Source organism: Polaribacter marinus (assembly GCF_022662535.1).
In the GTDB taxonomy this organism is placed as follows: Bacteria; Bacteroidota; Bacteroidia; order Flavobacteriales; family Flavobacteriaceae; genus Polaribacter; species Polaribacter marinus.
In genome coordinates this window covers 47865-70963 of sequence record NZ_JAKQYM010000011.1, presented here as the reverse complement: position 1 = coordinate 70963, position 23099 = coordinate 47865, and the positions used below count along the sequence as shown (strand labels likewise).

The following is a 23099-nucleotide window of genomic DNA, read 5'->3' as shown; positions in this document are numbered from 1 at the left end:
CAAGTTTAAACCATTCAGAAACTACAATCAGTTATGCAGCACAACAAGGGTATACCAACGCAGGAAGTTATACAATTATAGCAAGTGCAGCAGCAACATCAAATTATCTATCCGCAAGTACTTCTATCAGTTTACAGATTGATAAAGCAACACAAACGATTGTGTTTAATGAGATTCCAACAAAAAGTTTAGAAAATGATGTTGATTTTCAATTGAATGCTATTGCATCTTCTGGCTTACCAGTTAGTTATAGCTTTACTTATAGTTCAGACTTACCTGCTGCTACAGTTAGTGCAACTGGATTTGTTGAGTTGTTAAGTTCTGGAGTTATTACAATTACAGCTAGCCAAGTTGGCGATAATAATTATTTACCTATGGATTCTGTAGAGCGTGATTTAAAGATCACAAGTGCCAATGCGTCAATATACAATGTAACAATTGGAGGACAAACATTTGACAGCCCGGATGCTCAAATTTATTATTTAATAGATTGTGGTAATTATGTATCATCAGTAGATATTGCTATTGATGTAGATGCAAATGCTGTATCAAATGTAGGTACTAATTTTAGTATCGAAACATTAACTCCAGGTGTTTATCGTTCAAATATTGTAATAAACTCTCAAGACGGAACTCAAACTAAAAATTACGAAGTTTTAGTAGAGAAGGCTTTTCAGTTTGAGGATATTATTGAGAAAAAATATAACAATACATTGGTTGTAAATAATAACCCAGCTACAAATGGAGGGTATTCTTTTGTAAGTTATAAATGGTTTAAAAATGGACAATTAGTTTCTGAAAAACAATTTTATTCTGAAGGAAATAACGCAGATGATCAATTAGATCCTAATGCTACATATCAAGCAGTTATGATTACAGAAAATGGAGATGAGCTTCGGACATGTGTTGCTCAAGTTGAGTTAGAAACATTTAGAGGATTGACAATTTTACAAAATCCGGTAACACAAGGAAATAAATTAAACGTTCGTGTAGATTATCCTAAAGAAGAATTAAAAAATGCAATTTTTCAGATTTTTGATTTAAACGGAAGGTTGATTACTACTTTAAAAGTAACAGGCATAAATAATAGCATAGAGTTGCCTGCAAGTATTTCTAATGGGGTATATAGTATTGTCGTAATAACATCAAAAAATCGTGATTTTAAACGTTTTATCTATAACTAAAATATCAACAAAAAATAAAATAAAGAATGAAATTTTTAAATATTTTCACAGAATTAAAACATAGAATAGTACTTTTATTTTGTCTTGTACTAGTACAGTTTAGTTATGCTCAATCTGATTCGGAGAAGGTAATTCCTAAGCTTAAATTTTCTGTAGGCACAGAATTAATGACCTCAAAAGTTCAGTTAAATAATTCATCTCTTGAGAATCCATCAGGTTTTGGGTTTGGAGTTAATTTAGGAATATCTTATCGTTTAAATACAAAATTTAGTTTGTTTTCTGGATTGGGATTTAATCGTTATAAGAGTAAAATCACCTTAGATTCTTACTCTAGTTTTGAAAATTCAGTAGACATGTCTGGAGAAGATTTTGAATTTAGATATGAAGTTCAAAATTTTTCTGAAGAGCAAAACTATTCAGCAATTAGCATTCCTATAGCGATTCAATATGAAACTACAGGAAACTTTCGTTTTTATTCAAAAGTAGGTTTTGAAGCTAACTTTTTTGTAAGTCAAAAGTATGAGTCTAAAGCAGAAAAATTAACAACTACAGGGTATTTTCCTAGAATTAATGCAGAACTTACTCAACCAACATTTGCTGGTTTTGGAAGTTTTGAAAATCAAAAATTTATTTCAAATGATTTTAAAGTTAAGAATAGTTTTAACGCAACATTAGAAGCGGGAGTAAAACAAATATTAAAAAGCGGAAATTCTTTATATGTAGGTGTTTTTACAAAATTGGGATTAAATACACTTTCATCTGATATGAAAAGTGGTTTAGTTTCTTATAATTCTGAAGAAGCAACAGCGTTTTTATCAACGTCAATATTACAAGCAATAGATCGTCAAAGAAGTTCAAGCAATCAATTTGCTCAGGCTAAATTAAGAGTTTTTGGAATTGCGTTTAGATATGAATTTAGTTTGTAAATATAATTATAGTATAGAGAACTCAATTGCATTATAAAATAAAAACCTCTTCTGTGTATTATAAAACAGAAGAGGTTTTTTTATGAATTATAGTGTTTTTATCACCTCTTTAAAAAGTGCAATCATTTTTGGTTCAGCTTTACCGGCAATGGCAATAATTTCTGAGATATCTACAGATTGTAAGTTTTTAGGATCACATTCATCTGTTAACACAGAAATGGCAGCACAAGGCAAGTTGAGTTGTTTGGCAACAATAACTTCAGGAACTGTACTCATACCAACAGCATCTGTTTCTAAAATTTGCAGCATTCTATATTCTGCCCTTGTTTCTAGTTGAGGTCCTAAAACACTTGTGTAAACACCTTGGTGTAATATAATACCTTGTTCTTTAGCAATTTCACTAATTTTAGTATTTAATTCTTTAGAATAGGGCTCTAACAGATCTGCAAATATATTTCCAAAAGTATTGGCCCCTTTAAAAGCTAAAGGAGAGCTTCCTTGTAAATTAATATGATCTTCAATCAACATTAAATCCCCTTTTTTGTATTTTAAATTAATAGCTCCAGCAGCGTTTGAAATCAGTAAATTTTTGATTCCTAAACCATGCATGGTTCTAATCCCATAAGTTACTTCCCAAGGGGTGTAGCCTTCGTATAAATGAAAACGACCAGCCATTACAATTACTTTTTTTCCTGATAATTCTCCGTAAATTAATTTACCCGAATGAAACTCTACTGTTGCTACAGGAAAGTTTGGGATGTCTGCATAGGAAATCTCTTTTTCAATGGAAATTTCATCAACGAGTTTTCCTAAACCAGTTCCTAAAACAATTCCTATTGCAGGATTTGTAATTCCGTTTGATTTTAGAAAATTGATGGTTTCTAGTAATTGTTGTTTTTTCATGTATGCTGAATTTATTTCGGTATTTGTTGTCTGATCGAGTGTACTCGAGCGAAAGTTTGTTATTTTAAAAACTGTGCAAATGCAGGATGGTGTTCAATATCTTCAAAAACATCCACATCATTTAATTCTTCTAACAAAAGTACTTTTTTATCTTTTAAATCTTCTAAGGTATCTTTTCTAACTGTTTCTGTTCCCCAATCTTTATTTTTAAAGACTTTTTCATGTAGGTGATTCATGCCTAAAAGGTAATAACCGCCATCTTCTGCAGGACCTATAACAACATCATTAAAGTCTAATTGATGAAATGCATTTTCTATATTTTCTGATGTTAAATCATATAAGTCGCTACCAATTATTAGTACTTTTTCATAACCAGCGTCAAAACCATTTTTAAAAGCATTTAGCATTCTAATACCTAAATCGGTTCCAACTTGTTGGTGTTTTTGATAAATGTGATCATCCCAAAGATCATTTGTTCTGATTTTAACAGAATAATAAACAGCTTTGTCTGAGTTTACTTTTAATGAAACATCACGTGTTTTTTGCAATAAGAAAGTATAAATATTGAAAGCGGTTTCATTACCAACTGTTTTTGCCAATCGTGTTTTTACTTTCCCTAACTCAGGGTTTCTAGTAAATATTAATAATAAGTTGTTTTTTTTCAATGCTGTGTATGTTCTAATTTATAAAGCGATTACTAATAAACTTTTTCTCCTTTTTTTAACCATTGACTCCAGTTTTTATTAAAAACATGTACTTTTTCGGTAATGTTTCCTAAAGTATCTACAATCGTTAAATTATTATTTTTCCATTCAAAAATACCACCATATAAATTGTAAACATTGGTGTATCCGATTGTTTTTAATTGATGTGCAATAATTTCAGAACGAATACCTAAAGAGCAATACACTACAATTTGAACACTTTTGTCTTTTGGGAGTTTTTCTAAGGTTTCGTTTAATTTAAAATGATCATAACCAACATAAATAGCATTTTTTAAATGACTTACTTTGTATTCTTTTTTTTCTCTTGCGTCTAACAAAATGGCTTTAGTTGATGCTAAAGTGTTTACAGAAATGTAAGGGACATTATTCTTGTTGAATTTATTCAGCAGTTTATCCAGCTTCTTTTGTCCGAAAGAAACTGAACTTATCAGCATAAAAAGTAAAAGTATTTTTTTCATTATCTAATTTTTTGTCATTTCGATTTTATGGAGAAATCTAGATTTTTCGACTACATTTCATTGCTTCGCAAGCTACTTTCAACAAAAATATATTTTGTTTTCAGTAATGCTCAAAAAAGACAAGTTAACAAAGAACAACCAAACCTAGCAACATCCACCACCATCATAATGGAACGTAGATTCTGAAAAGTAAATATCATCTCTTCCTAAAGCTTGCAATGCAGCTGTAGTTTTATCGCAAATTGCTAAAGGTTGATTTTTTAATAAAGTATGACCTTCTCCATCATCAAAATAATCTTCATCACCATAATAAATGGCAGCTCTTCCTGTAAAAATACAAGGTCCATCTTTTGGCATTGGATCTTTTATTGCTGCAACTTCAATAGATTCTATATAAATTAATTCGTCTGTTGGGTAATTCTTTGGATCTAAAATTCGGTATGGTTTTCTAGCTCTAATTTCAATGGTTCCAAAACCAGCATCTGTTAATGCCTTTACATACTCAGCAATCGATAAACTTCCACTTAAACACAAAGCACGCAAACGTTCGTCATTACGTAATGCATCATTCATGGGTTGCTCACAAGTAGGATCGCTCATAACTAGTTTTCCATGAGGTTTTAAAACTCGGTACATTTCTGCAATGGCTTTTTTTAAATCATCCGACTTAAAAATATTGAACAAACAATTTTGAGCCGCCACATTAATAGAGTTATCATCAACAGGTAAGTCCATAGCATCACCCTTACGTAAATCTACAAAGTCGCTTTTAAACCAATCGTTTTGCTCTTCTGCAATTTTAAAATTTTTACGAGATGCTTCTAACATTTCATCTACTACATCTAAACCAATGACACCACCTTTGTTTCTGTTAAAGTAGGCAAACTGTAATAGTTCCATTCCGCCTCCAACACCAACATATAACATTTTAGGATTGTTGGTTAAATCTCTTGCATGCACAGTAGAACCACAACCGTAGTTCATTTCCTGCATAATTCTTGGAATTTTTAATCCTGGTAATTCCCAAATAGGATTTGTGGTACAACACAAACCAACATCGGGTGTTAAAGCGGCTTCTTTATATACATTATGTGTGGTTTCTAAATAACTCATAAGTTTATTTTTAATGGATGTTTATTCTTTTTTATGCTAAAATTCAATAGGATGTCCTTGTTGATTTTCTTCTATAGTAGGTAAAATTTCTGTATTGTCCCAAATTCCTGTTACGATAGTTTTAGCGTATTCTTTGGGAAGTAAGCCATTTTGCATTAATTTACTAGTTAATTGATAATTGTAATCTAAACTTTGATAGGTATAATTAAATTGATTATTTGCATCGTCTAAAATGGCATACCAAACAGCTGGATTCCCATCATTTGCAGGCATTCCGATAACTCCTGGGTTTAACCAAAGTTTGCCTTTGTGCTCATGATAAAAAGGCAATCCACAATGTCCACCTATAATTACATCGCTTTTTGTAACGTCAAAGTTAGGTTGTTTTAGTGACCAATCTGTAGATTTAAAAATAAATTCGGATACGTTAAAATAAGAACCATGTACAATTGTTACTTTCTTTTTAGCATATTCAAAATGGAGGTTATTGGGCAATGTTTTTAGAAAATCTAAAGAATTTTCAGACAATCTGCTTTGTGCATACGGATACCAAAGTTGAGAAAAATCATCACAACGAGAACCTTCATTAAAGTCGCAACCACAATCTGCAGCATTTTCTCTTAATTGAATTTCTACATTTCCAACAATACTTTTTGCGCCCCATGATTTAAACAATTGCACGGTTTGTTCGGGTTGTGCACAGTAGCCAACAATATCACCAGTGCAAAAACAGTTTTCTGAAGCAATGTTTTCTCTTTCAGCAATTTTTTTCAATGCTTCTAAAGCTTGTAAATTACTATAAACACCACCAAAAAGTAATGCTTTTCCTGATACTTTTTCTAATTGTTCTATTTTTGGATCCATCTTGGAATAAAATATAAAATGATACAACTTAAAATTCCCCAAACATTTACCCAAAGTAAATCGGCGTATTTTCCTTTTGTAAATATGAGTGTTTCCGGGAATAAATTAAATACTAATAAAATACCAAAAACCAATCCGCAAATTACAGATAAGTAAAAACTAATTGTTGGAACTTTTACATCCCAAAAAATAAAAATAGGTGTTAAACCGATCACCATAGTTCCAGAAATGGTGGTTGCTGATAAAATTTCTGCATCAAAAAACACAGGAATTGTTCCTAAAACAGCAATTATAATCATGGCAATTCTTCCAAAAGGAAGGGACTTTCCTAAACTTAAATCGATTGATAATAATTTAGAAAAGGATGAAAATGCAGAATCTAATGTAGAAGCCGCAGAAGTAATCATAATAAAATTGATAACTAACAAGATTACAACTCCTAAAGCTTTTCCTACTTCTACAGCCGCTTGTCCTTGCATACCTTTAAATTGTGCATAAACACCAATAAAACTAAATAGAATAATGCAGATTGCACCAACAATACTAGCCCAAATAAAACTGTTTCTGGTTACTTTTGGAGAGCTAATAAAACCTCGATCTGTTAAAACGGGATCGTGAAAAGGGTAGCTAAAAGATTGAATAATTGCGGCAAAAAATAAGTTTAAACCTAGTTCGAAATTCCAATTACCAGAAGTAATGATTTGTTTTGAAGTAAAATCATCTACAGAAAAAATAGCAACCAAAATTATAATTAATAAAACAGAAAATAATATCATTTGAATGACATCTGTAAAAATAGAACTACTTAAACCACCTTTTAAAGCATAAGCTAAAGTTAAAAGAGTGAAAACAATTATTGAATAATAATAGGAACTACTTCCTTGTTCACCAAAATAACTGCCAATAACCATAGTGTTGCTCCATACTTCATTAAAAAGTCTAAATGCGATTAAAATAGAAAAAATAGCCATGGCATTCTTTCCGTATTTAGAAGTTAAAAATTCATGGATACTATTAAAACCTCCTTGGGTTCTAATTTTATAAATTATCATTCCTGCAACAGCAAAAGATAAGTAATAACCTGCATAAGCAACACCTCCTACAATACCATAGTCTAACCCTAAGTTAGCTGCATTTGTTATGCTTTTTGCAAAAATCCAAGAAATAATTAAACTACCAGTAAGTATTAACGTATTTGGAACTTTTTTTTTGTTGACGGCTTTAAAAAATTGATCTGTTGTTTTTGCCAACGGAGATAAAAAAAAGAGCATTAAACTAGAACAAATTATTAATAACCATTGCCATTGTGTAACACTAAAATTAGATGCTATTTTTTCTAAAAAGATAGAGTTCTCAGTCATATTTTAGTAATTGTTTTAATTGCATTAAACCGTTTGTTAAAGAAACCGTTTGTTTTTATGCAACTACTCCTTGGCAACTACTTCCTGCGCCAGCAGTACAACCGTAACAATGTTGATTAATAATAATATTTCTGTTTTGTAATAACTCTTCATTATAATCTGAAATGTGCTTTACTTTACTTGCCACTTTTAAGTTTAGCATCTGATTAAAATCACAATCATATAACCAACCATCCCAACTGATAGAAAGTGTATTTGTACACATTAGATTTTCTACAGCAGCAGGATTATAAGCGTCAACTAAAGAAACCATATAATCTTCATAATTTTCAGAAGCGATTAAATAATCTAAAAAACGACTGATAGGTAAGTTTGTAATTGCAAAAAGGCTATGAAAATCAATATCAAATTCAGTTTTTAATGCTTTTTTAAAATCATTTTCTAAAGCCATTTGATCTCCCGGTAAAAATGCTCCAGAAGGATTATAAACCAAATCTAACTTTAAGTCAGAACCTTCTAAACCATAACCAATTGCATTTAATTCTTGCAAAGCTTTGATTGATTTATCAAAAACACCATTTCCACGTTGCTTATCTGTTTTTCCACGTGTCCAATGTGGCATAGAAGAAACTACATGTACATTGTGTTTTTTAAAAAAATCGGGTAAATCGTAATATTTTTTATTCGCTCTAATAATTGTAAGGTTAGAACGGACAATAAAATCTTTTATACCAGCTTTAGAAGCTTCTTCTACAAACCATCTAAAATTAGGGTTCATTTCTGGCGCTCCACCTGTTAAATCTAAGGTATGTGCTTCTGTTTTTTTGATAACCTCCAAACATTGGTTCATGGTTTCTAATGTCATGATTTCTTTACGATCTGGCCCCGCATCTACATGGCAATGTTCACAAACTTGATTACACATATATCCTAAATTAATTTGAAGAATTTCTAATTTTTTAGGTCGAAGTGGAAGTTGATTTGTTTCTTTAATTTTTGTAGCAAAAGTGGGTAATTTCCCGTCAGCAAAAATTCCATTTGAAAGAATTTCCATTTGACGAGATGTATTTGCAATATCGTTATTTCTTGCTTTTAGCGATTTCTTCATTTAATTACGAATGTAGAATTTTGAATTACGTATTAAAGTTTATTGAAACTCATAATTTGTAACTTAAAATTCATAATTTATTTACATCTCAAGTTTATTAACCTTATTCATCATTTGAACACCATGCACTAAAGTTGCGCCACTTTTAATAGCTGCTCCCACATGAATTGCTTCCATCATTTGTTCTTTGGTAATGCCGCGTTGTAAACTGTCTTTTGTATATGCATCGATACAATAAGGACATTGTTCTGTATGTGCAACAGCTAAGGCAATTAAAGATTTTTCTCGGGCCGTTAATGCGCCCTCTTCAAATACTTTTCCGTAGTAATCAAAAAACTTATTTCCAAGCTCTTCACTCCATTCAGTTATTTTACCGAATTTCCTTAAATCGGCTGCATCATAATAGTTTTTAGACATTCTTTTTTTGTTATTTTGATTAAAAAATAAAAATACTATTTTCCGTTTAAAGTCCAGTTGTATTTTAAATAAGTAATTTCTGCATTCGGATTAATTTTGGTTTCTGAGTATGTATTTAAAAAATCGATTACAGAACCATTTTTAGTAAAATGAACGTTAAACCAATTAAATATTTCAGAAACTTGAATTTTCTTTTCAGATATTTTATTTTTAGAAGTATCGTTTACAAAATCATTCATTAGTTTGGTTAATTCTGCATCTATATTATTTTCTGTAAAAGCAATATTTGCTAATTTCGGACAAGATTTAGAGGCACAATTTACCCCCACATGAATTCTTGGGTCAAAGAAATTTTTAAATAAAATTTCGTGTTCAATATAATCTAAAGTATATGTTTTTCCTCCAACTTTTACAAAAGGTATTTTCCAAGCAGTTTTTCCTTCTTTTTTAATAACTGTAATGCTTTTTAACGGGTAATTGTCTAAGATAATTTTGATGGTATATGCATTGTATACATTAATCCAAAAAGCTTTTTGTTTGTTTGTAGACCAATATTTATTGGGTGATGTTTTTTCTAAATAAGAAATATAGCGATTGAATTGGGTGATGTCTTGTTTTAATAATTGATAATCTACAACTCCATTCTTGTCAACGTTTTTTTGTAATAAATTATTAAAAACAGATGTTTGCGCATTTATTTTTAATACTGTTAAAATGGTGATAAATAATAAAAGTGTTTTTTTCATTGATCATTGGTTTCAGGATTTTAGACGAAACCTTTTTAAAATGATTACAAAAAAAATATTAAAAATTAAGCTGTAATTTCTTCGTTAATTTTTAAGTTGAATCTTTTTTTGAATCCGTAAACAATTAGGTACAAAAAGGGTGTGTCTAATGCGGCAATGATTACTTTAAAAATGACACCACTGATTAAGAGTCCAAAGAATTTATCCCAATGAATAATATCAAAAGAACATAAGAGTACTAAAACAGTAAGTGTATCTATAAATTGAGAAGTAAAAGTAGAAAAATTATTTCGCAACCATAAGTGTTTTCCTTTGGTGAAATTTTTCCAAAAATGATACACTCTAATATCTATAAATTGCGCAAATAAATAAGCAAGCATCGATGCAAAAACGGCTAAAGGCGCTGCACCAAAAACATTTAAAAATGTATCATCTTGTACTTGAGACCAAGAGGTTGCGGGTACAACTTTTGAAATGTAAATAATTAATAGTGAAAAGAAAGATGCGAAAATTCCTGCAATTACCACCTCATTTGCTTTCTTTTTCCCATAGATTTCTGATAAAATATCTGTAATTAAAAAGGTTAAAGGATAGGGTAATAAACCAACTGAAACTTCAAATAATTTCACATCAAATAGCTCAATATGGAAAGGATACCAATAAAAAAATTTTTGAAAAATAAGGTTAGAGGTAACTAAAGACGCTATAAATAAAGCGGCTAAAATGAGATAAATTCTATCTGCAAGTTGTTTGTCTTTAGTAGTCATTTAGCGAATTTACTAAATATTCAATAAGTTTTAGAACGGAAATTGTTAATTGATAAGTTTAGCCCTGATTGAAGCATTTGTTTGAGCTCTTTTTTATTCTTTTTTGAATAAAAAAAGCGAGTGCGAAAAGCAGGAAATAGCTTCAAATAAAAATGAGTATTTTTGCCAAAAATTAAACAAATAAACAATTTTAAATGAAAGCATATATTTTTCCAGGTCAAGGAGCGCAATTTACAGGGATGGGATTAGATTTATACGAAAAATCTGCATTGGCGCAAGAATACTTTGAATTGGCAAACGATATTTTAGGGTTCTCAATTACAGATATTATGTTTGAAGGAACTGCAGAACAATTAAAAGAAACAAAGGTTACTCAACCTGCAATATTTTTACATTCTGTAATTTTAGCAAAGGTTCTAGGAGATTCTTTTCAACCAGAAATGGTAGCAGGACATTCTTTAGGAGAAATATCGGCTTTGGTTGCTAATGGTGTTTTAACTTTTGAAGACGGATTAAAATTAGTATCTAAACGTGCTTTGGCAATGCAAAAAGCATGTGAAGCTGCACCTTCTACAATGGCAGCTGTTTTAGGTTTAGATGATAAGGTAGTTGAAGAAACCTGTGCAGAAATTGATGGAATAGTAGTAGCTGCAAATTACAATTGTCCAGGTCAGTTAGTAATTTCTGGAGAAATAGAGGCTGTAAAAATAGCTTGTGAATTGTTAACTGAAAAAGGTGCAAAAAGAGCTTTATTATTACCTGTCGGAGGTGCGTTTCACTCGCCAATGATGGAGCCAGCAAGAGAAGAACTAGCTGCAGCAATTGAGGCAACAGTATTTAGTAAGCCAACTTGTCCGGTATATCAAAATGTAACTGCAAAAGCTGTTACAAATCCAGATGAAATTAAGAAAAATTTAATGATTCAATTAACAGCACCTGTAAGATGGACCCAATCTATACAAGCAATGATTGCTGATGGAGGGACTGAGTTTATTGAAGTTGGACCAGGTAAAGTATTGCAAGGTTTAATGCGTAAGATTGATAGAAGTGTTGCTGCAAGTGGAGTGAGTTTTGAGTAGATTTTATAGTTAGAATACAGAAAATAGACAAGACATAAGAAGTCCTAATTTCAAATTTGAAATTGGGACTTCTTATGTTTAGTATTAGATAAAAAAGACTTCTGCTTTTAATTAGTTACATTCAAGTCTTGTTTCTTGACTCTGAAAGCGAAGCAGTCTTGGATATTTTTAACCTAATTCTTAATTTTTTGTTGTCTTTTGTTTAATAAAATAGGCTCTCCATAACCTAGTTCTTTCATTCTTTCTAATTGTGTTTCTGCATCTCCAACAATTAGCCAAATCATCTTATTTGGATTAATATATTTGTTGGCTAACTCTTGAATACGTTCTTTTGTCATATCATTCACAATAGACTCTCTGTCTTTTACATAATCTGGACTCCATCCAAAATTACTAATGTTTTGTAACATGGATAGTTTTGCTCTAGAAGTTTCAAAAGCTCTTGCATTACTTTTAATTAAAAAACTTTTAGTAGTTTCTAAATCTTTGTCAGAAAAAGTAGCTGGGTACTCTTCTAGGATTTTTTTTACTAATTGTGCAGATTCTAAAGTAACATTGGTTCTTACACCACTAGAAATCGTAAAAGTTCCCTTTGCTTTTGTACCAGAAAATCCAGACCTAACACCATAAGTGTAGCCTTTTCCTTCTCTAAGCTCTTGTGTTAATCTAGAAGCAAAACCACCTCCGCCTAAAATATAGTTCATTACAGATGCAGCATAGAAATCACTATCTGTAGCAGCTAATGCAGGCGTACCAAATTGTAAAACAGATTGTTTTGCATTTGGAATATCATAAAAATATACAGTTGGTTTTGTTGGAGCTTCGGGGGTTTTGTATTCAGGAATTGTAACAGTTTTTGCTTTCCAGCTATTGTTTAAGTTTGTTAAAGATGCAACGAGTTTGTCTTTAGAAATATCTCCAACAACTAGCATTTTTCCTACAGAAGGAGAAATGTAATTGTTGTAATAATTTTTGATATCATCTAAAGTGATTGTTTCTACAGAGGATATGGTTCCTAATGTGTTTTTAGAGCGGATATTATTTTTTCCATAAATCAATTCGTTATAGGTATTTCTAGCTACAGAGTTTGGATTTGCTTCTTGCTGATGTAAATTAGCAATAGTTGCTTTTTTTAGTAAATCAAACTCTTTTTCATCAAACCTAGGTTCTAATAAAATTTCTTGTGCTAAAGCTAATGTTTTACTATAGTTTTTGGCTAAGGTTGTTCCGCTTAGAGTAATGCTCTCTTTGTTAGAGTATATATAAATAGAAGCACCTAATTCTTGAATAGCTTCTTCTAATTCTTTAACAGTCTTATTTTTTGTTCCTTTGTTTAATAAATTTGCAGTTAAATTGGCAACCCCTAATTTATTTAAAGATTCTAAAAGTTGTCCACCATCTATGGTTAAATTAAAACGAACTAAAGGAATTTCATTACTTTCAATTCCAAAGATTTTTAAACCATTTTCTAAGCTACTTTTATATACTTTTGGGACCGCTAAAGAAGGTGTGTTTCCATAAGGAGGTTCTATGCTTCTGTCAAAAGAAGAAGCTGTTTTTTCATAGGTTGCGGCAATTTTAGGGTCAAATTTTTCTTCGGCTCCAATTACAATTTTTTCTTCAACAATATTTGCTAATACAGAACCTTTTAAAGCTAATTCAGCACTACTTTTAGGAACAAAGCTTGTTGCAATATAATTTTTGTTTTTAATATATGTATTGTAAACACGCATTACATCTTTTGTTGTTACTGCTAATGTGTTTTTAATATCTTCTGTTGCAAAACCAGGATTTCCTAAATAAGTATTATAGGAAGCTAAGTTGGTTCCTTTTCCTAAAACGCTTGATAAACTAAGATAAAATTGTGTTTCTTGTCCTGCTTTAATTCTTTTTAAATCTTTTTCCGAAATGCCTTCTGATTCAAATTTTGCAAAACCTTTTTCTATTCCTGCTTTTACCTTGTCTAAATTTGTACCATTAAAAGCTCTAACAATTAGCTGTGTTTCTCCTGCTACTTCAGAGGTGTAATTATACATTGTTGTACTTGAGGTTACCTTTAAATCGTCAACTAAAACTTGATTTAGAGGAGCAGATTTTCCGTCTGTTAAATATTGAGCTAAAACTTCTAATGCATAGGAGTCTTTATTGTACTGTTCTACACTTGGCCAAACCATGGTGAGTTGAGGAACTCTTGCAAAATTATCTTCGTAATATAAATACTTAGTTTCTTTAACAATTCCAGGTTTTTTTTCTATGGCAGGAATTTCATCACCCTTAGGGATTTCATCAAAATATTTATGAACCCATTTAGTTGCTTGCTCAACATCAATATCTCCAGATAAAACCAAAGTAGCATTGTTTGGAACATACCATTTTTTATAAAAGTCTTTTACATCTTGTAAATTTGCACTTTGTAAATCATCTAAAGAACCAATAACTTGCCAATTGTACGGATGATCTTTTGGGTATAAATTCTTACCAATAACATATTGATTATGTCCGTAAGGTGCATTATCTATACTTTGTCTTTTTTCATTTTTAACTACTTGTTTTTCTTTTGCTAGAACAGGATCTGTAACAGTGTTTATAAAATAACCTAACTTGTCTGCTTCTGCCCAAATCATTTTTTCTAGAGCGTCTTTAGGAACCGTTTGTAAATAGTTGGTTCTGTCTCTAGAAGTAGATCCATTAGCACCTGAACCTCCAATTTTTGCACTCATTTTATCTAAGCCACCTTTTCCTAGGTTTTCAGATTCTAAAAATAGTAAATGTTCAAAAAGATGTGCAAAACCAGTTTTTCCTTCAGTTTCTCTTGCAGAACCTACATGAACCATTAACTCAACTGCAACAACTGGATCCGATTTGTCTACATGAAAAATAACGTCTAATCCGTTATCTAATTCTATTTTTTGGTAATTAATACTTAGTTCTGGAATTTTTTCTTTTGAAGAATTGTCACAGGCCAAAAAGCTTGTAATTGCTAAAAAAGCAATGTATATTTTTTTCATTTGGGTTGATTTTTAAAAAGAGAAAATTACTAAAAGGAATTGAGGAATATTGAAAAATACTGTTAAAAAAAAACTCAAACTTTATTTCGTTTGAGTTTTTTACATTTTAAGATTGTTCTTTAAAATTATTGTTTTTGTTGCCATTTCCACGCAGATCTTAAGGCATCTTCTAAGGATTTTTCTGTTTTCCAGTTCAATTCTTTGTTGGCAATAGTTGTGTCTGCATACGCAGCAGTAATATCTCCTTCTCTTCTACCAACAATTTTATAGTTTAAAGATGCGCCAGAAGTTTTTTCAAAAGCTTTTATAACTTCTAAAACAGAACTTCCTTTTCCTGTACCAATATTAAAAAATTCGAAATTTTCTTTATTATTTTTACGAATCAAACGTTGTAAAGCAGCAATGTGTGCTTTTGCTAAATCAACAACATGAATATAATCACGTACTGCAGTTCCATCTTCGGTATCGTAATCATTTCCAAAAACAGATAATTCTTTTCTTATTCCAGCTGCAGTTTGGGTTACAAAAGGAATTAAGTTCTGAGGCACACCTAAAGGGAGTTCTCCTATTTTAATACTTTCGTGTGCGCCAATAGGATTAAAATAACGCAAAGCAATGGCATTTAAATGATGAGCTTTACATGCTTCTTGAATAATTTCTTCTCCAATTTGTTTGGTATTTCCGTAGGTAGATTCGGCTTTTTTTACAGGTGCATTTTCTGTAATAGGTAGTTCATCAGCTTGTCCGTATACAGTACAAGAAGAAGAGAAAATAAAATGATCTAATTTTCGATCTCTCATTTCTTGTAAAAGATATACAAGGCTTCCAATGTTATTTTCATAGTAATCTAAAGGTTTTTGTATGCTTTCTCCAACCGCTTTAAAGGCAGCAAAATGTATAATTCCATCAACGTTATTATTTTCAAAAAAAGTGTTTACATCATTTTTAATGCGTAAATCTATTTGATGAAAATCTGGTTTTGTTCCTGTGATTTCTGTAATACTATCTAGTACACTAATTGTGGTGTTTGATAAATCATCAATAATAATAACTTCAAAACCTGCGTTTTGTAATTCTACTACTGTATGAGATCCAATAAACCCTAAGCCTCCCGTAACTAAAATCTTTTTCTTTTTCATTTTTTTTAGTTTACAAAATTTAAAATTGTTTTTGTAATGAACTCTAATTGTTCAGTATCTAATTCTGTATGCATTGGTAGCGAAATCACTGTTTTTATCAACTCATTGGTTACAGGGAAATCACTTTCTTTGTAACGAATATCTTTATATGCTTTTTGAGCATGTAATGCTACTGGGTAATAAATAGCATTAGGAATCCCTTTCTCTAGTAGATGTTTGTGTAATTCATCTCTTTTTCCATTTGTAATTTGTAGGGTGTATTGATGAAAAACATGTGTAGAAAAATCACTAATTTTTGGAGTGATAATATTTGTATTCTCTGCAAATGCATTTGAGTAATATTTTGCAGCCGTTCTTCTTGCATCACAATATGTGTCTAAAAAAGGTAGTTTTGCTTTTAGTACTCCTGCTTGTATAGAATCTAATCTAGAATTAACACCTACTACATCATGATAGTAGCGTGTATACATCCCATGATTTACAATCCCTCTAAGTATATGAGCAAGTTCATCATCATTTGTAAATATAGCACCTCCATCTCCATAGCAACCTAAATTTTTAGAAGGAAAAAAAGAGGTTGTACCTACGTTTCCAATAGTTCCAGCTTTCTTTTTTGTTCCATCTTTAAAAGTATAATCTGCACCAATAGCCTGGGCATTGTCTTCAATTACAAATAGATTGTGTTCTTTAGCAATTTCTAAAACAGCTTCTAAATTTGCGCACTGACCAAATAAATGAACAGGAACAATTGCTTTAGTTTTAGGGGTTATAGCTTTTTTTAAGGCATTTATATCTATGTTAAAAGTATCGGGTTCTACGTCAACTAAAACAGGAGTTAATTTTAGCAAACCAATTACTTCTACAGTTGCGGCAAAAGTAAAGTCTGCAGTAATAACCTCATCACCTTGTTCTAAGCCTAAGCCCATCATTGCTATTTGCAAAGCATCGGTACCGTTGGCACAAGGAATTACGTGTTTTACATCTAAATATTTCTCTAAATCAGCTTGAAATTCATGAACTAAAGGTCCGTTTATATATGATGAAGAGTTTAAAACTTCTTGTATTGATGTGTTTACTGTTTCTTTTATTTGTTGATACTGACCTTGTAGGTCTACCATTTGAATTTTTTTCATGTAATGAATTTTGATGTATCAAAAATACAAAACTAAGTTTGAATGTTTTTTAATTTATTCATAAATAATAATTCTCTTATCTTTGATGAAAATCCATTTTTTTCATGAAATATCTTAAGAAGTTTGTTAAAATTGTAATCATACTTGTTTTATTAATTGTTGTTTTTGGTTGGTTTTATTCTAAAACCTATCATCCTAATTATGATGGTGAGCTAGAAATAAAAAATTTAACGGATGAAGTAACTGTTTATTTTGATGAGGTTGGAGTACCTCATATTAACGCAACAAATCAAAAAGATGCTTATACAGCTTTGGGGTATGTACATGCGCAAGATAGGTTGTGGCAAATGGAATTGATTAGAAGGCTTGCAGCGGGAAGATTGTCTGAAATTTTTGGAAAAAAATTAATTAGAACAGACAAGTTTTTCTCTGGGTTAGGGATAGAAGAAGCGTCTGTTAAGACTATTAAAAATTTAAATAAAAATTCTGATAGGTACAAATTAGCTTTAGCATATCTTGATGGTGTAAACCAATTTATTGAAGATGGAAAAACACCAATAGAATATAGTTTAGTTGGTGTAGAGAAAGAAAAATATACAATTAAAGACATGTACAATGTGTTTGGTTATATGGCTTTTAGTTTTGCTGCGGCTCATAAAATAGATCCGCTTTTAACAGAGATAAAAGAAAAACTTGGAGCTGCTTATTTTAACGAATTGATAGGTGCTGAAAAAGAAAACTTAACACTTCTAAAAAACGAAAAGAATGCAGTAATGAAAGGGAGCTTTGCGAAAGAGATGCACAATTTGTTTGAGCAATTGCCAATTTCACCTTTTATAGGAAGTAATTCTTGGGTTATTGGTGCAGATAAAACCAAAAATGGAAAAGTGATTTTTGCAAATGATCCACATATTGGTTTTTCTCAGCCTTCAGTTTGGTACCAAGCTCATGTAAAAACTCCTGAATTTGAAATTTATGGATTCCATTTGGCATTAGTCCCTTTTCCTCTTTTAGGACATAATAAGAATTATGCCTACGGTTTAACAATGTTTGAAAATGATGATATAGATTTTTATATTGAAGAAGAAAATCCAGAAAATCCAAACCAATACAAAACTCCTAACGGATATGTAAATTATGATTTAGTTGAAAAACGTATTAAAATTAAAGGTGAAAAAGATTCTGTTTACACAATAAAAGTAAGTAAACATGGGCCAGTAATGAATGGGATTATTGATCATATAGATGATGAAAGACCTATTGCAATGCAGTGGATTTATACTAAAGTTGATAATGAAATTTTAGATGTAGCCTATCGAATTTCTCACGCAAAGAGTTTGTCAGATTTTAAAAAAGGAGCTAGTAAATTACATGCACCTGGTTTAAATATGATGTATGGTGATGCAAAAAATAATATTGCTTGGTTTGCTTCTGGAAAGTTGTACAAACACAGAGATTCTTTATATACTAAAACATATTTAAATGGTGCATCTGGCAATGATGAAATTACAGCATATTTAGATTTTGAAGAGAATCCTCAAGCTATAAATCCTACGGATGGTTATGTATATACCGCTAATAATCAACCAGATTCTATTGTGGGAGGTCTCTATCCTGGTTATTATTTAAATGAAGATAGAGCAAAAAGAATAGTACAGCTTTTAGAACCAAAAGATGATTGGACAAAAGAAGATGTTGCAGAAATGATTTATGATGTTACTTCACCAAATGCTCCAATTATTATTGCCGATTTTGTAAAATCAATTCGCAAAAACGAGTTAACTGCTAGTCAAAAAAAGGCAATTGCTTTGCTGCAAAATTGGAAAGGGAATTTTAAAAAGCAAGAAGTTGGGCCAGTAATCTACAATAGATTGGTGTATGAGTTTCAAAAAAACACATTTGCAGATGAAATGGGAGAAGCATATAATCAATTTGTAAATACACCTTTCGTAGAAAAAGTTTTGCCTGTTCAGGTAAAAAAAGAAAAATCGATTTGGTGGGATGATATTTCAACAAAAAATAAGATTGAAACTAAAGAAGAAATAATTACTAAATCCTTTTTAAAAATGTATTCTTTTCTAGTCAATCAATTAGGAGAAAATGTTGAGGATTGGAAGTGGGAAAGAGTACTTTCTGTAGAATACAAACATGCTGTAGGAGAAGTTGCTTTGTTAAGAAAATATTTTAATGTTGGACCATTCAAAACCACTGGAGGAGATCAGGTAATTAACAATCAAGTTTACGATTTAGATTCTACAGGGGTTTATAAAATCAAAGCAGGACCTTCTACAAGAAGAATTGTAGATTTTTCTGATGTTGATAATAGTTTAGGGATTTTACCAACTGGGCAGTCTGGTAATGTCTTTAGTAAACATTACAAAGATCAAGCGCAAAAATATTTAGATGGAGAGTTTGTGAAAATGAAATTAAATCAAACTGAAATAGAACAAAGTAAAAATGTATTGGTTTTAAAACCTAAAAATTAATGGCAGGCGTTCCAAATTACATCATTAGGTGTTGGAGCAATGACTGAAATTTTTTCTTTTGAAACAGGATGTATGAATGCTATTTTTCTAGCATGTAAACTGATACTTCCGTCTTTGTTGCTTCTGTCAAAACCATATTTTAAATCGCCTTTTATAGGACTTCCAATATGGGAAAGTTGAGTTCTTATTTGATGATGCCTTCCGGTTTCTAAATCAATTTCTAACAAAGAATAATTGTCTAGTTTTTTGATAACTGTATAATGAAGAGTTGCTTTTTTACTTCCTTCAATTTCTTTTTTATAGACAAAAGATTTATTTTTCTTAGTGTCTTTTTTTAAGAAATTAGTTAAAGTGTCTTTTTCTTTTTGAGGTTTATTTTTAACAATAGCCCAATAGGTTTTGTTGATGGTTTTATCACGTAACATTTTATTTAAACGCTCTAAAGCTTTAGAAGTTCTTGCAAAAATTACAATGCCAGAAGTGGGTCGGTCTAATCGATGTACGGTTCCAATAAAAACATTACCAGGTTTGTTGTATTTGTCTTTTACGTATTCTTTTACAACATCGCTTAAGGGTTTGTCTCCGGTTTTATCACCTTGTGTAATATCACCAGCTTTTTTATTGACAATAATGATGTGATTATCTTCAAATAAAACCTCTAAACTTTCTTTGGTTGATTGCATTCTGATTATTTAAAATCTTTGGCAACATCTTTATTAACACCATCAATAAAGTCTAAAAATTCTTTACGACCAAGTCCTGTAGAAGATGAGGTTAAAAAAGTCATTGGTAAAGTTTCCCAAGTGTTTAATAACTTCTTTTTGTAAGATGTAATTTGCTTGTTCAATTTAGAACTTCCCAATTTATCTGCTTTGGTAAAAACAATACAAAAAGGAATTTGGTTTTCACCTAAAAACTGCATAAACTCTAAGTCAATTTTTTGAGGATCGTGTCTTGAATCAATTAAAACAAAGGTACAAACAAGCTGCTCTCTTTCTTTAAAATAGTTTTCTATAAAGTATTGAAAAATAGTTCTTTTCTTTTTCGAAATTTGTGCATAACCATAACCAGGTAAATCTACCAAAAACCATTCGTTATTTATTTTAAAATGATTAATTAGTTGTGTTTTTCCTGGTTTTCCAGAGATTTTTGCCAAATCTTTGCGCTCCATTAACATGTTGATTAATGATGATTTACCAACGTTAGAACGTCCAATAAAAGCATATTCTGGAAGTCTGTCTTTTGGAGCTTTGGTAACATTACTGTTACTCATTATAAACTCAGCAGCTTTAATTTTCATTGTAATAAATTCAATTTTTTTAAATTCTCAGTTAAGAGAATTATATCTTTTTAGAGATAAACCAGTCTAGAAGAATTTTATTAAATTCTTCTGGTTTTTCCATCATTGCAGCATGCCCACATTTATCAATCCAAAATAAATCAGAATTTGGTAACAATCTATTAAAATCTTCTGCTACTTCTGGAGGTGTAACAGTGTCTTGTTTTCCCCAAATTAAACAAGTAGGTTGCTTCATTTCTGGTAAATCTTTTGCCATGTTATGTCTAATGGCACTTTTAGCTATAGATAAAGTTCTAATAACAGCACTTCTATCGTTTACAATTTTAAAGACATCGTCTACCATTTCTTTTGTTCCAATTTCTGGATCGTAAAAAACAGCTCTGGTTTTTTCTTTAATGTATTCGTAATTTCCTCTCTTAGGGAAACTATCTCCCATAGCTTTTTCGTACAAACCAGAACTTCCGGTTAATACCAATGCACCCACTTTTTCTGGATAATGTTTTGTAAAATATAAACCAATATGTCCTCCAAGCGAATTTCCTAAAAGGATTACATTTTCTAATTTTTTGTGTTCAATAAAATCGTACAAAAATTTAGCCATGTTTTTAACATTGGTCTTTAATAAGGGTAGAGAGTATAAAGGCAATTCTGGAATTAAAACTTTATAGCCATTGTTAGAAAAATGATTAAAAGTAGCGTCAAAATTACTTAAAGCTCCCATTAACCCATGTAAAACAATGATTGAAGATCCTTCTCCTGCTTCTGCATATGTAAATTTTCCTTCTGTAATTAACTTGTCAGTCATTGATTATTTTTCATTTCACTTAAACGCAAATGTAATTCTTTTTTATAACATAGTTATTCTTTTAAAAAACTAGATTTCTATCTTCTTAACAATGAGAAAACTCGCTTTATTAAAAGGAAAGCTGAGTTTTTATTAACAATGTGGTAAAAAGTGGTAAAAAGTGGTAAATTTTGTATATTTTTGATATCTATAAAATTGTTTTCTAAGTGGTAAACCTAATTGGTACATACGAGTGTAAAGCAGATGCTAAAGGAAGGTTGATGTTTTCATCGGCGTTTAAAAAGCAGCTGTCTTCTGTATTGCAAGAAGGTTTTGTTGTAAAAAGAGCTGTTTTTCAGCCTTGTTTAGAATTGTATCCAATGAAAGAATGGAGCTTAATGATGGAGAAAATCAACAAGTTAAACAGATTTGTAAAAAAGAATAATGATTTTATAAGAAGGTTTACTGCGGGTGTAAAAATAGTAGAATTAGATGCTTCTGGAAGAATTTTAATTCCGAAAGATTTATGTGATTTTGCAGGAATACAAAAGCAGGTTGTTATGTCATCATCAGTAAATATTATTGAGATTTGGGATAAAAATAAGTACGAAAAAGCAATTGATGATGCAGCGATTGATTTTGCAGATTTGGCTGAAGAAGTAATGGGTAACACAGAAGTAGATGAATTATCATAGTCCAGTTTTATTACAAGAAAGTGTAGATGCATTAGATGTCAAAGAAGATGGTGTTTATGTAGATGTAACTTTTGGCGGCGGAGGTCATTCGAGAGAAATCTTGAAAAGATTGGGTGAAAACGGAAAATTGTTTGGTTTTGATCAAGATCCAGATGCTTTAGAGAATGTTATAGATGATGAACGTTTTGTTTTAATACCGGAAAACTTTCGTTTTATTTCTAGGTTTTTAAGATTTCATAGGGTTAAAAAAGTTGATGGAATTTTAGCTGATTTAGGTGTGTCATCTCATCAGTTTGATGAAGCTGAAAGAGGTTTTTCTATTCGATTTGATGGTGATTTAGATATGAGAATGAATCAAAAATCGAAAGTTTCTGCAAAAGAAATTGTTAATAATTATTCGGAAGAAAAATTGGCTGAAATATTGTTTTTATATGGTGAGTTAAGAAATTCTAGAAATATAGCGAAAACAATTGTTGAGTCTAGGGAGAATGAAAAAATAGAAACAAGCTTTCAATTAAGAGAATTGTTGCAAAAATACTTGCCAAAAGCAAAAGAACATAAAATTTTGGCGCAGATATTTCAGGCAATAAGAATAGAAGTAAACGAAGAGCTAGATGTTTTAAGAGAGTTTTTGGAACAAGTTCCTAATCTGTTAAAAGAAGACGGTCGATTAAGTGTAATCTCTTACCATTCGTTAGAAGATAGGTTGGTGAAAAGATTTATAAGAACAGGTTTGTTTCGTGGTGAGCCAGAAAAGGATGTATTTGGAAATAGTGATGTGCCTTTACAAAAAGTTGGAAAGTTGATTGTGCCAAATTCGCAAGAAATTAAAACAAACAATAGAGCGCGTAGTGCTAAATTAAGAATCGCAGAATTAAAATCACCAAAAAAGTAAAAGCACAA

The 23099-nt window shown here is 30.8% G+C and carries 22 protein-coding genes; 6 read left to right on the top strand and 16 right to left on the bottom strand.

What is annotated here, in order from left to right; all coding sequences use genetic code 11:
• Nucleotides 1–1184, top strand: a 1184-nt coding sequence (locus MC378_RS13625) for a T9SS type A sorting domain-containing protein (protein WP_242179321.1), incomplete at its 5' end; no start/stop codon positions are given.
• Between the two features lie 26 nt (nt 1185–1210).
• Nucleotides 1211–2110, top strand: coding sequence for an outer membrane beta-barrel protein (locus MC378_RS13620; protein WP_242179320.1), 900 nt, complete (start codon nt 1211–1213; stop codon nt 2108–2110).
• Nucleotides 2111–2197: 87 nt separating this feature from the next.
• Here the strand turns inward: MC378_RS13620 and MC378_RS13615 are convergent, their stop codons facing one another.
• From MC378_RS13615 to MC378_RS13570, 10 genes are all read right to left on the bottom strand, one after another.
• Complete coding sequence (locus tag MC378_RS13615; protein ID WP_242179319.1) at nt 2198–3013, bottom strand: purine-nucleoside phosphorylase; 816 nt, start codon at nt 3011–3013, stop codon at nt 2198–2200.
• A gap of 59 nt (nt 3014–3072) precedes the next feature.
• Nucleotides 3073–3678 (bottom strand): TIGR04282 family arsenosugar biosynthesis glycosyltransferase, encoded by a 606-nt coding sequence (locus MC378_RS13610; RefSeq protein WP_242179318.1) that lies wholly within the window; start codon nt 3676–3678, stop codon nt 3073–3075.
• A gap of 32 nt (nt 3679–3710) precedes the next feature.
• The gene (locus tag MC378_RS13605) at nt 3711–4196 is read right to left on the bottom strand and encodes a rhodanese-like domain-containing protein (RefSeq protein ID WP_242179317.1); all 486 of its coding nucleotides are present in this window, start codon (nt 4194–4196) and stop codon (nt 3711–3713) included.
• 144 nt (nt 4197–4340) lie between these two features.
• On the bottom strand, nt 4341–5309 hold the full coding sequence (arsM, locus tag MC378_RS13600; RefSeq protein WP_242179316.1) for an arsenosugar biosynthesis arsenite methyltransferase ArsM: 969 nt from the start codon (nt 5307–5309) through the stop codon (nt 4341–4343).
• A 36-nt stretch (nt 5310–5345) separates the two neighbouring features.
• Nucleotides 5346–6173 carry a metallophosphoesterase family protein gene (locus MC378_RS13595; protein WP_242179315.1) on the bottom strand — a complete coding sequence of 276 codons (828 nt, stop codon included), beginning with the start codon at nt 6171–6173 and terminating at the stop codon, nt 5346–5348.
• Complete coding sequence (locus MC378_RS13590; RefSeq protein WP_242179314.1) at nt 6158–7534, bottom strand: sodium:solute symporter family transporter; 1377 nt, start codon at nt 7532–7534, stop codon at nt 6158–6160. Before MC378_RS13590 ends, MC378_RS13595 begins: the two co-directional genes overlap by 16 nt.
• 55 nt (nt 7535–7589) lie before the next feature.
• Nucleotides 7590–8642 carry an arsenosugar biosynthesis radical SAM (seleno)protein ArsS gene (arsS, locus tag MC378_RS13585; protein WP_242179313.1) on the bottom strand — a complete coding sequence of 351 codons (1053 nt, stop codon included), beginning with the start codon at nt 8640–8642 and terminating at the stop codon, nt 7590–7592.
• Between the two features lie 81 nt (nt 8643–8723).
• The gene (locus MC378_RS13580; protein ID WP_242179312.1) at nt 8724–9059 is read right to left on the bottom strand and encodes an arsenosugar biosynthesis-associated peroxidase-like protein; all 336 of its coding nucleotides are present in this window, start codon (nt 9057–9059) and stop codon (nt 8724–8726) included.
• A gap of 35 nt (nt 9060–9094) precedes the next feature.
• Nucleotides 9095–9805: a DUF547 domain-containing protein gene (locus MC378_RS13575; RefSeq protein ID WP_242179311.1), complete on the bottom strand. Its 711-nt coding sequence runs from the start codon at nt 9803–9805 to the stop codon at nt 9095–9097.
• A gap of 65 nt (nt 9806–9870) precedes the next feature.
• Nucleotides 9871–10572 (bottom strand): queuosine precursor transporter, encoded by a 702-nt coding sequence (locus tag MC378_RS13570; RefSeq protein WP_242179310.1) that lies wholly within the window; start codon nt 10570–10572, stop codon nt 9871–9873.
• A 194-nt stretch (nt 10573–10766) separates the two neighbouring features.
• Here MC378_RS13570 and fabD point away from each other — a divergent pair, with 194 nt between their 5' ends.
• Nucleotides 10767–11651: an ACP S-malonyltransferase gene (gene fabD / locus MC378_RS13565; protein ID WP_242179309.1), complete on the top strand. Its 885-nt coding sequence runs from the start codon at nt 10767–10769 to the stop codon at nt 11649–11651.
• Between the two features lie 173 nt (nt 11652–11824).
• Here the strand turns inward: fabD and MC378_RS13560 are convergent, their stop codons facing one another.
• From MC378_RS13560 to MC378_RS13550, 3 genes are all read right to left on the bottom strand, one after another.
• Nucleotides 11825–14659 carry a M16 family metallopeptidase gene (locus MC378_RS13560; RefSeq protein ID WP_242179308.1) on the bottom strand — a complete coding sequence of 945 codons (2835 nt, stop codon included), beginning with the start codon at nt 14657–14659 and terminating at the stop codon, nt 11825–11827.
• Between the two features lie 125 nt (nt 14660–14784).
• Nucleotides 14785–15798, bottom strand: a complete 1014-nt coding sequence (galE, locus tag MC378_RS13555; protein ID WP_242179307.1) for a UDP-glucose 4-epimerase GalE — start codon at nt 15796–15798, stop codon at nt 14785–14787.
• Nucleotides 15799–15803: 5 nt separating this feature from the next.
• Nucleotides 15804–16931, bottom strand: a complete 1128-nt coding sequence (locus MC378_RS13550; protein ID WP_242179306.1) for a DegT/DnrJ/EryC1/StrS family aminotransferase — start codon at nt 16929–16931, stop codon at nt 15804–15806.
• A gap of 104 nt (nt 16932–17035) precedes the next feature.
• Here MC378_RS13550 and MC378_RS13545 point away from each other — a divergent pair, with 104 nt between their 5' ends.
• Entirely contained in the window at nt 17036–19417 is a 2382-nt protein-coding gene (locus tag MC378_RS13545; RefSeq protein ID WP_242179305.1) for a penicillin acylase family protein, read from the top strand.
• Here MC378_RS13545 and MC378_RS13540 read toward each other — a convergent pair.
• From MC378_RS13540 to MC378_RS13530, 3 genes are read right to left on the bottom strand one after another with little or no spacing between them, the layout of a single operon-like run.
• Complete coding sequence (locus tag MC378_RS13540) at nt 19414–20100, bottom strand: RluA family pseudouridine synthase (RefSeq protein WP_242179304.1); 687 nt, start codon at nt 20098–20100, stop codon at nt 19414–19416. The genes MC378_RS13545 and MC378_RS13540 overlap by 4 nt on opposite strands.
• A 5-nt stretch (nt 20101–20105) precedes the next feature.
• On the bottom strand, nt 20106–20717 hold the full coding sequence (yihA, locus tag MC378_RS13535) for a ribosome biogenesis GTP-binding protein YihA/YsxC (RefSeq protein WP_242179303.1): 612 nt from the start codon (nt 20715–20717) through the stop codon (nt 20106–20108).
• A 40-nt stretch (nt 20718–20757) separates the two neighbouring features.
• A complete protein-coding gene (locus tag MC378_RS13530) occupies nt 20758–21522 on the bottom strand; it encodes an alpha/beta fold hydrolase (RefSeq protein ID WP_242179302.1) in 765 nt (254 codons plus the stop codon).
• Between the two features lie 206 nt (nt 21523–21728).
• Here MC378_RS13530 and mraZ point away from each other — a divergent pair, with 206 nt between their 5' ends.
• Nucleotides 21729–22196 carry a division/cell wall cluster transcriptional repressor MraZ gene (gene mraZ / locus MC378_RS13525; protein WP_242179301.1) on the top strand — a complete coding sequence of 156 codons (468 nt, stop codon included), beginning with the start codon at nt 21729–21731 and terminating at the stop codon, nt 22194–22196.
• Nucleotides 22183–23091 (top strand): 16S rRNA (cytosine(1402)-N(4))-methyltransferase RsmH, encoded by a 909-nt coding sequence (gene rsmH, locus MC378_RS13520; RefSeq protein ID WP_242179300.1) that lies wholly within the window; start codon nt 22183–22185, stop codon nt 23089–23091. The genes mraZ and rsmH overlap by 14 nt, the downstream gene beginning before the upstream one ends.
• The last annotated feature ends 8 nt before the right edge of the window (nt 23092–23099 follow it).

Bases quoted from the DNA above. Each gene is read 5' to 3' on its own strand.
- MC378_RS13590 (WP_242179314.1), bottom strand. From the start codon at position 7,534: ATGACTGAGAACTCTATCTTTTTAGAAAAAATAGCATCTAATTTTAGT.
- arsM (WP_242179316.1), bottom strand. From the start codon at position 5,309: ATGAGTTATTTAGAAACCACACATAATGTATATAAAGAAGCCGCTTTA.
- yihA (WP_242179303.1), bottom strand. From the start codon at position 20,717: ATGAAAATTAAAGCTGCTGAGTTTATAATGAGTAACAGTAATGTTACC.
- MC378_RS13605 (WP_242179317.1), bottom strand. From the start codon at position 4,196: ATGAAAAAAATACTTTTACTTTTTATGCTGATAAGTTCAGTTTCTTTC.
- MC378_RS13595 (WP_242179315.1), bottom strand. From the start codon at position 6,173: ATGGATCCAAAAATAGAACAATTAGAAAAAGTATCAGGAAAAGCATTA.
- arsS (WP_242179313.1), bottom strand. From the start codon at position 8,642: ATGAAGAAATCGCTAAAAGCAAGAAATAACGATATTGCAAATACATCT.
- MC378_RS13540 (WP_242179304.1), bottom strand. From the start codon at position 20,100: ATGCAATCAACCAAAGAAAGTTTAGAGGTTTTATTTGAAGATAATCAC.
- MC378_RS13560 (WP_242179308.1), bottom strand. From the start codon at position 14,659: ATGAAAAAAATATACATTGCTTTTTTAGCAATTACAAGCTTTTTGGCC.
- MC378_RS13615 (WP_242179319.1), bottom strand. From the start codon at position 3,013: ATGAAAAAACAACAATTACTAGAAACCATCAATTTTCTAAAATCAAAC.
- galE (WP_242179307.1), bottom strand. From the start codon at position 15,798: ATGAAAAAGAAAAAGATTTTAGTTACGGGAGGCTTAGGGTTTATTGGA.
- MC378_RS13550 (WP_242179306.1), bottom strand. From the start codon at position 16,931: ATGAAAAAAATTCAAATGGTAGACCTACAAGGTCAGTATCAACAAATA.
- MC378_RS13580 (WP_242179312.1), bottom strand. From the start codon at position 9,059: ATGTCTAAAAACTATTATGATGCAGCCGATTTAAGGAAATTCGGTAAA.
- fabD (WP_242179309.1), top strand. From the start codon at position 10,767: ATGAAAGCATATATTTTTCCAGGTCAAGGAGCGCAATTTACAGGGATG.
- MC378_RS13575 (WP_242179311.1), bottom strand. From the start codon at position 9,805: ATGAAAAAAACACTTTTATTATTTATCACCATTTTAACAGTATTAAAA.
- MC378_RS13620 (WP_242179320.1), top strand. From the start codon at position 1,211: ATGAAATTTTTAAATATTTTCACAGAATTAAAACATAGAATAGTACTT.
- MC378_RS13530 (WP_242179302.1), bottom strand. From the start codon at position 21,522: ATGACTGACAAGTTAATTACAGAAGGAAAATTTACATATGCAGAAGCA.
- rsmH (WP_242179300.1), top strand. From the start codon at position 22,183: ATGAATTATCATAGTCCAGTTTTATTACAAGAAAGTGTAGATGCATTA.
- MC378_RS13570 (WP_242179310.1), bottom strand. From the start codon at position 10,572: ATGACTACTAAAGACAAACAACTTGCAGATAGAATTTATCTCATTTTA.
- MC378_RS13545 (WP_242179305.1), top strand. From the start codon at position 17,036: ATGAAATATCTTAAGAAGTTTGTTAAAATTGTAATCATACTTGTTTTA.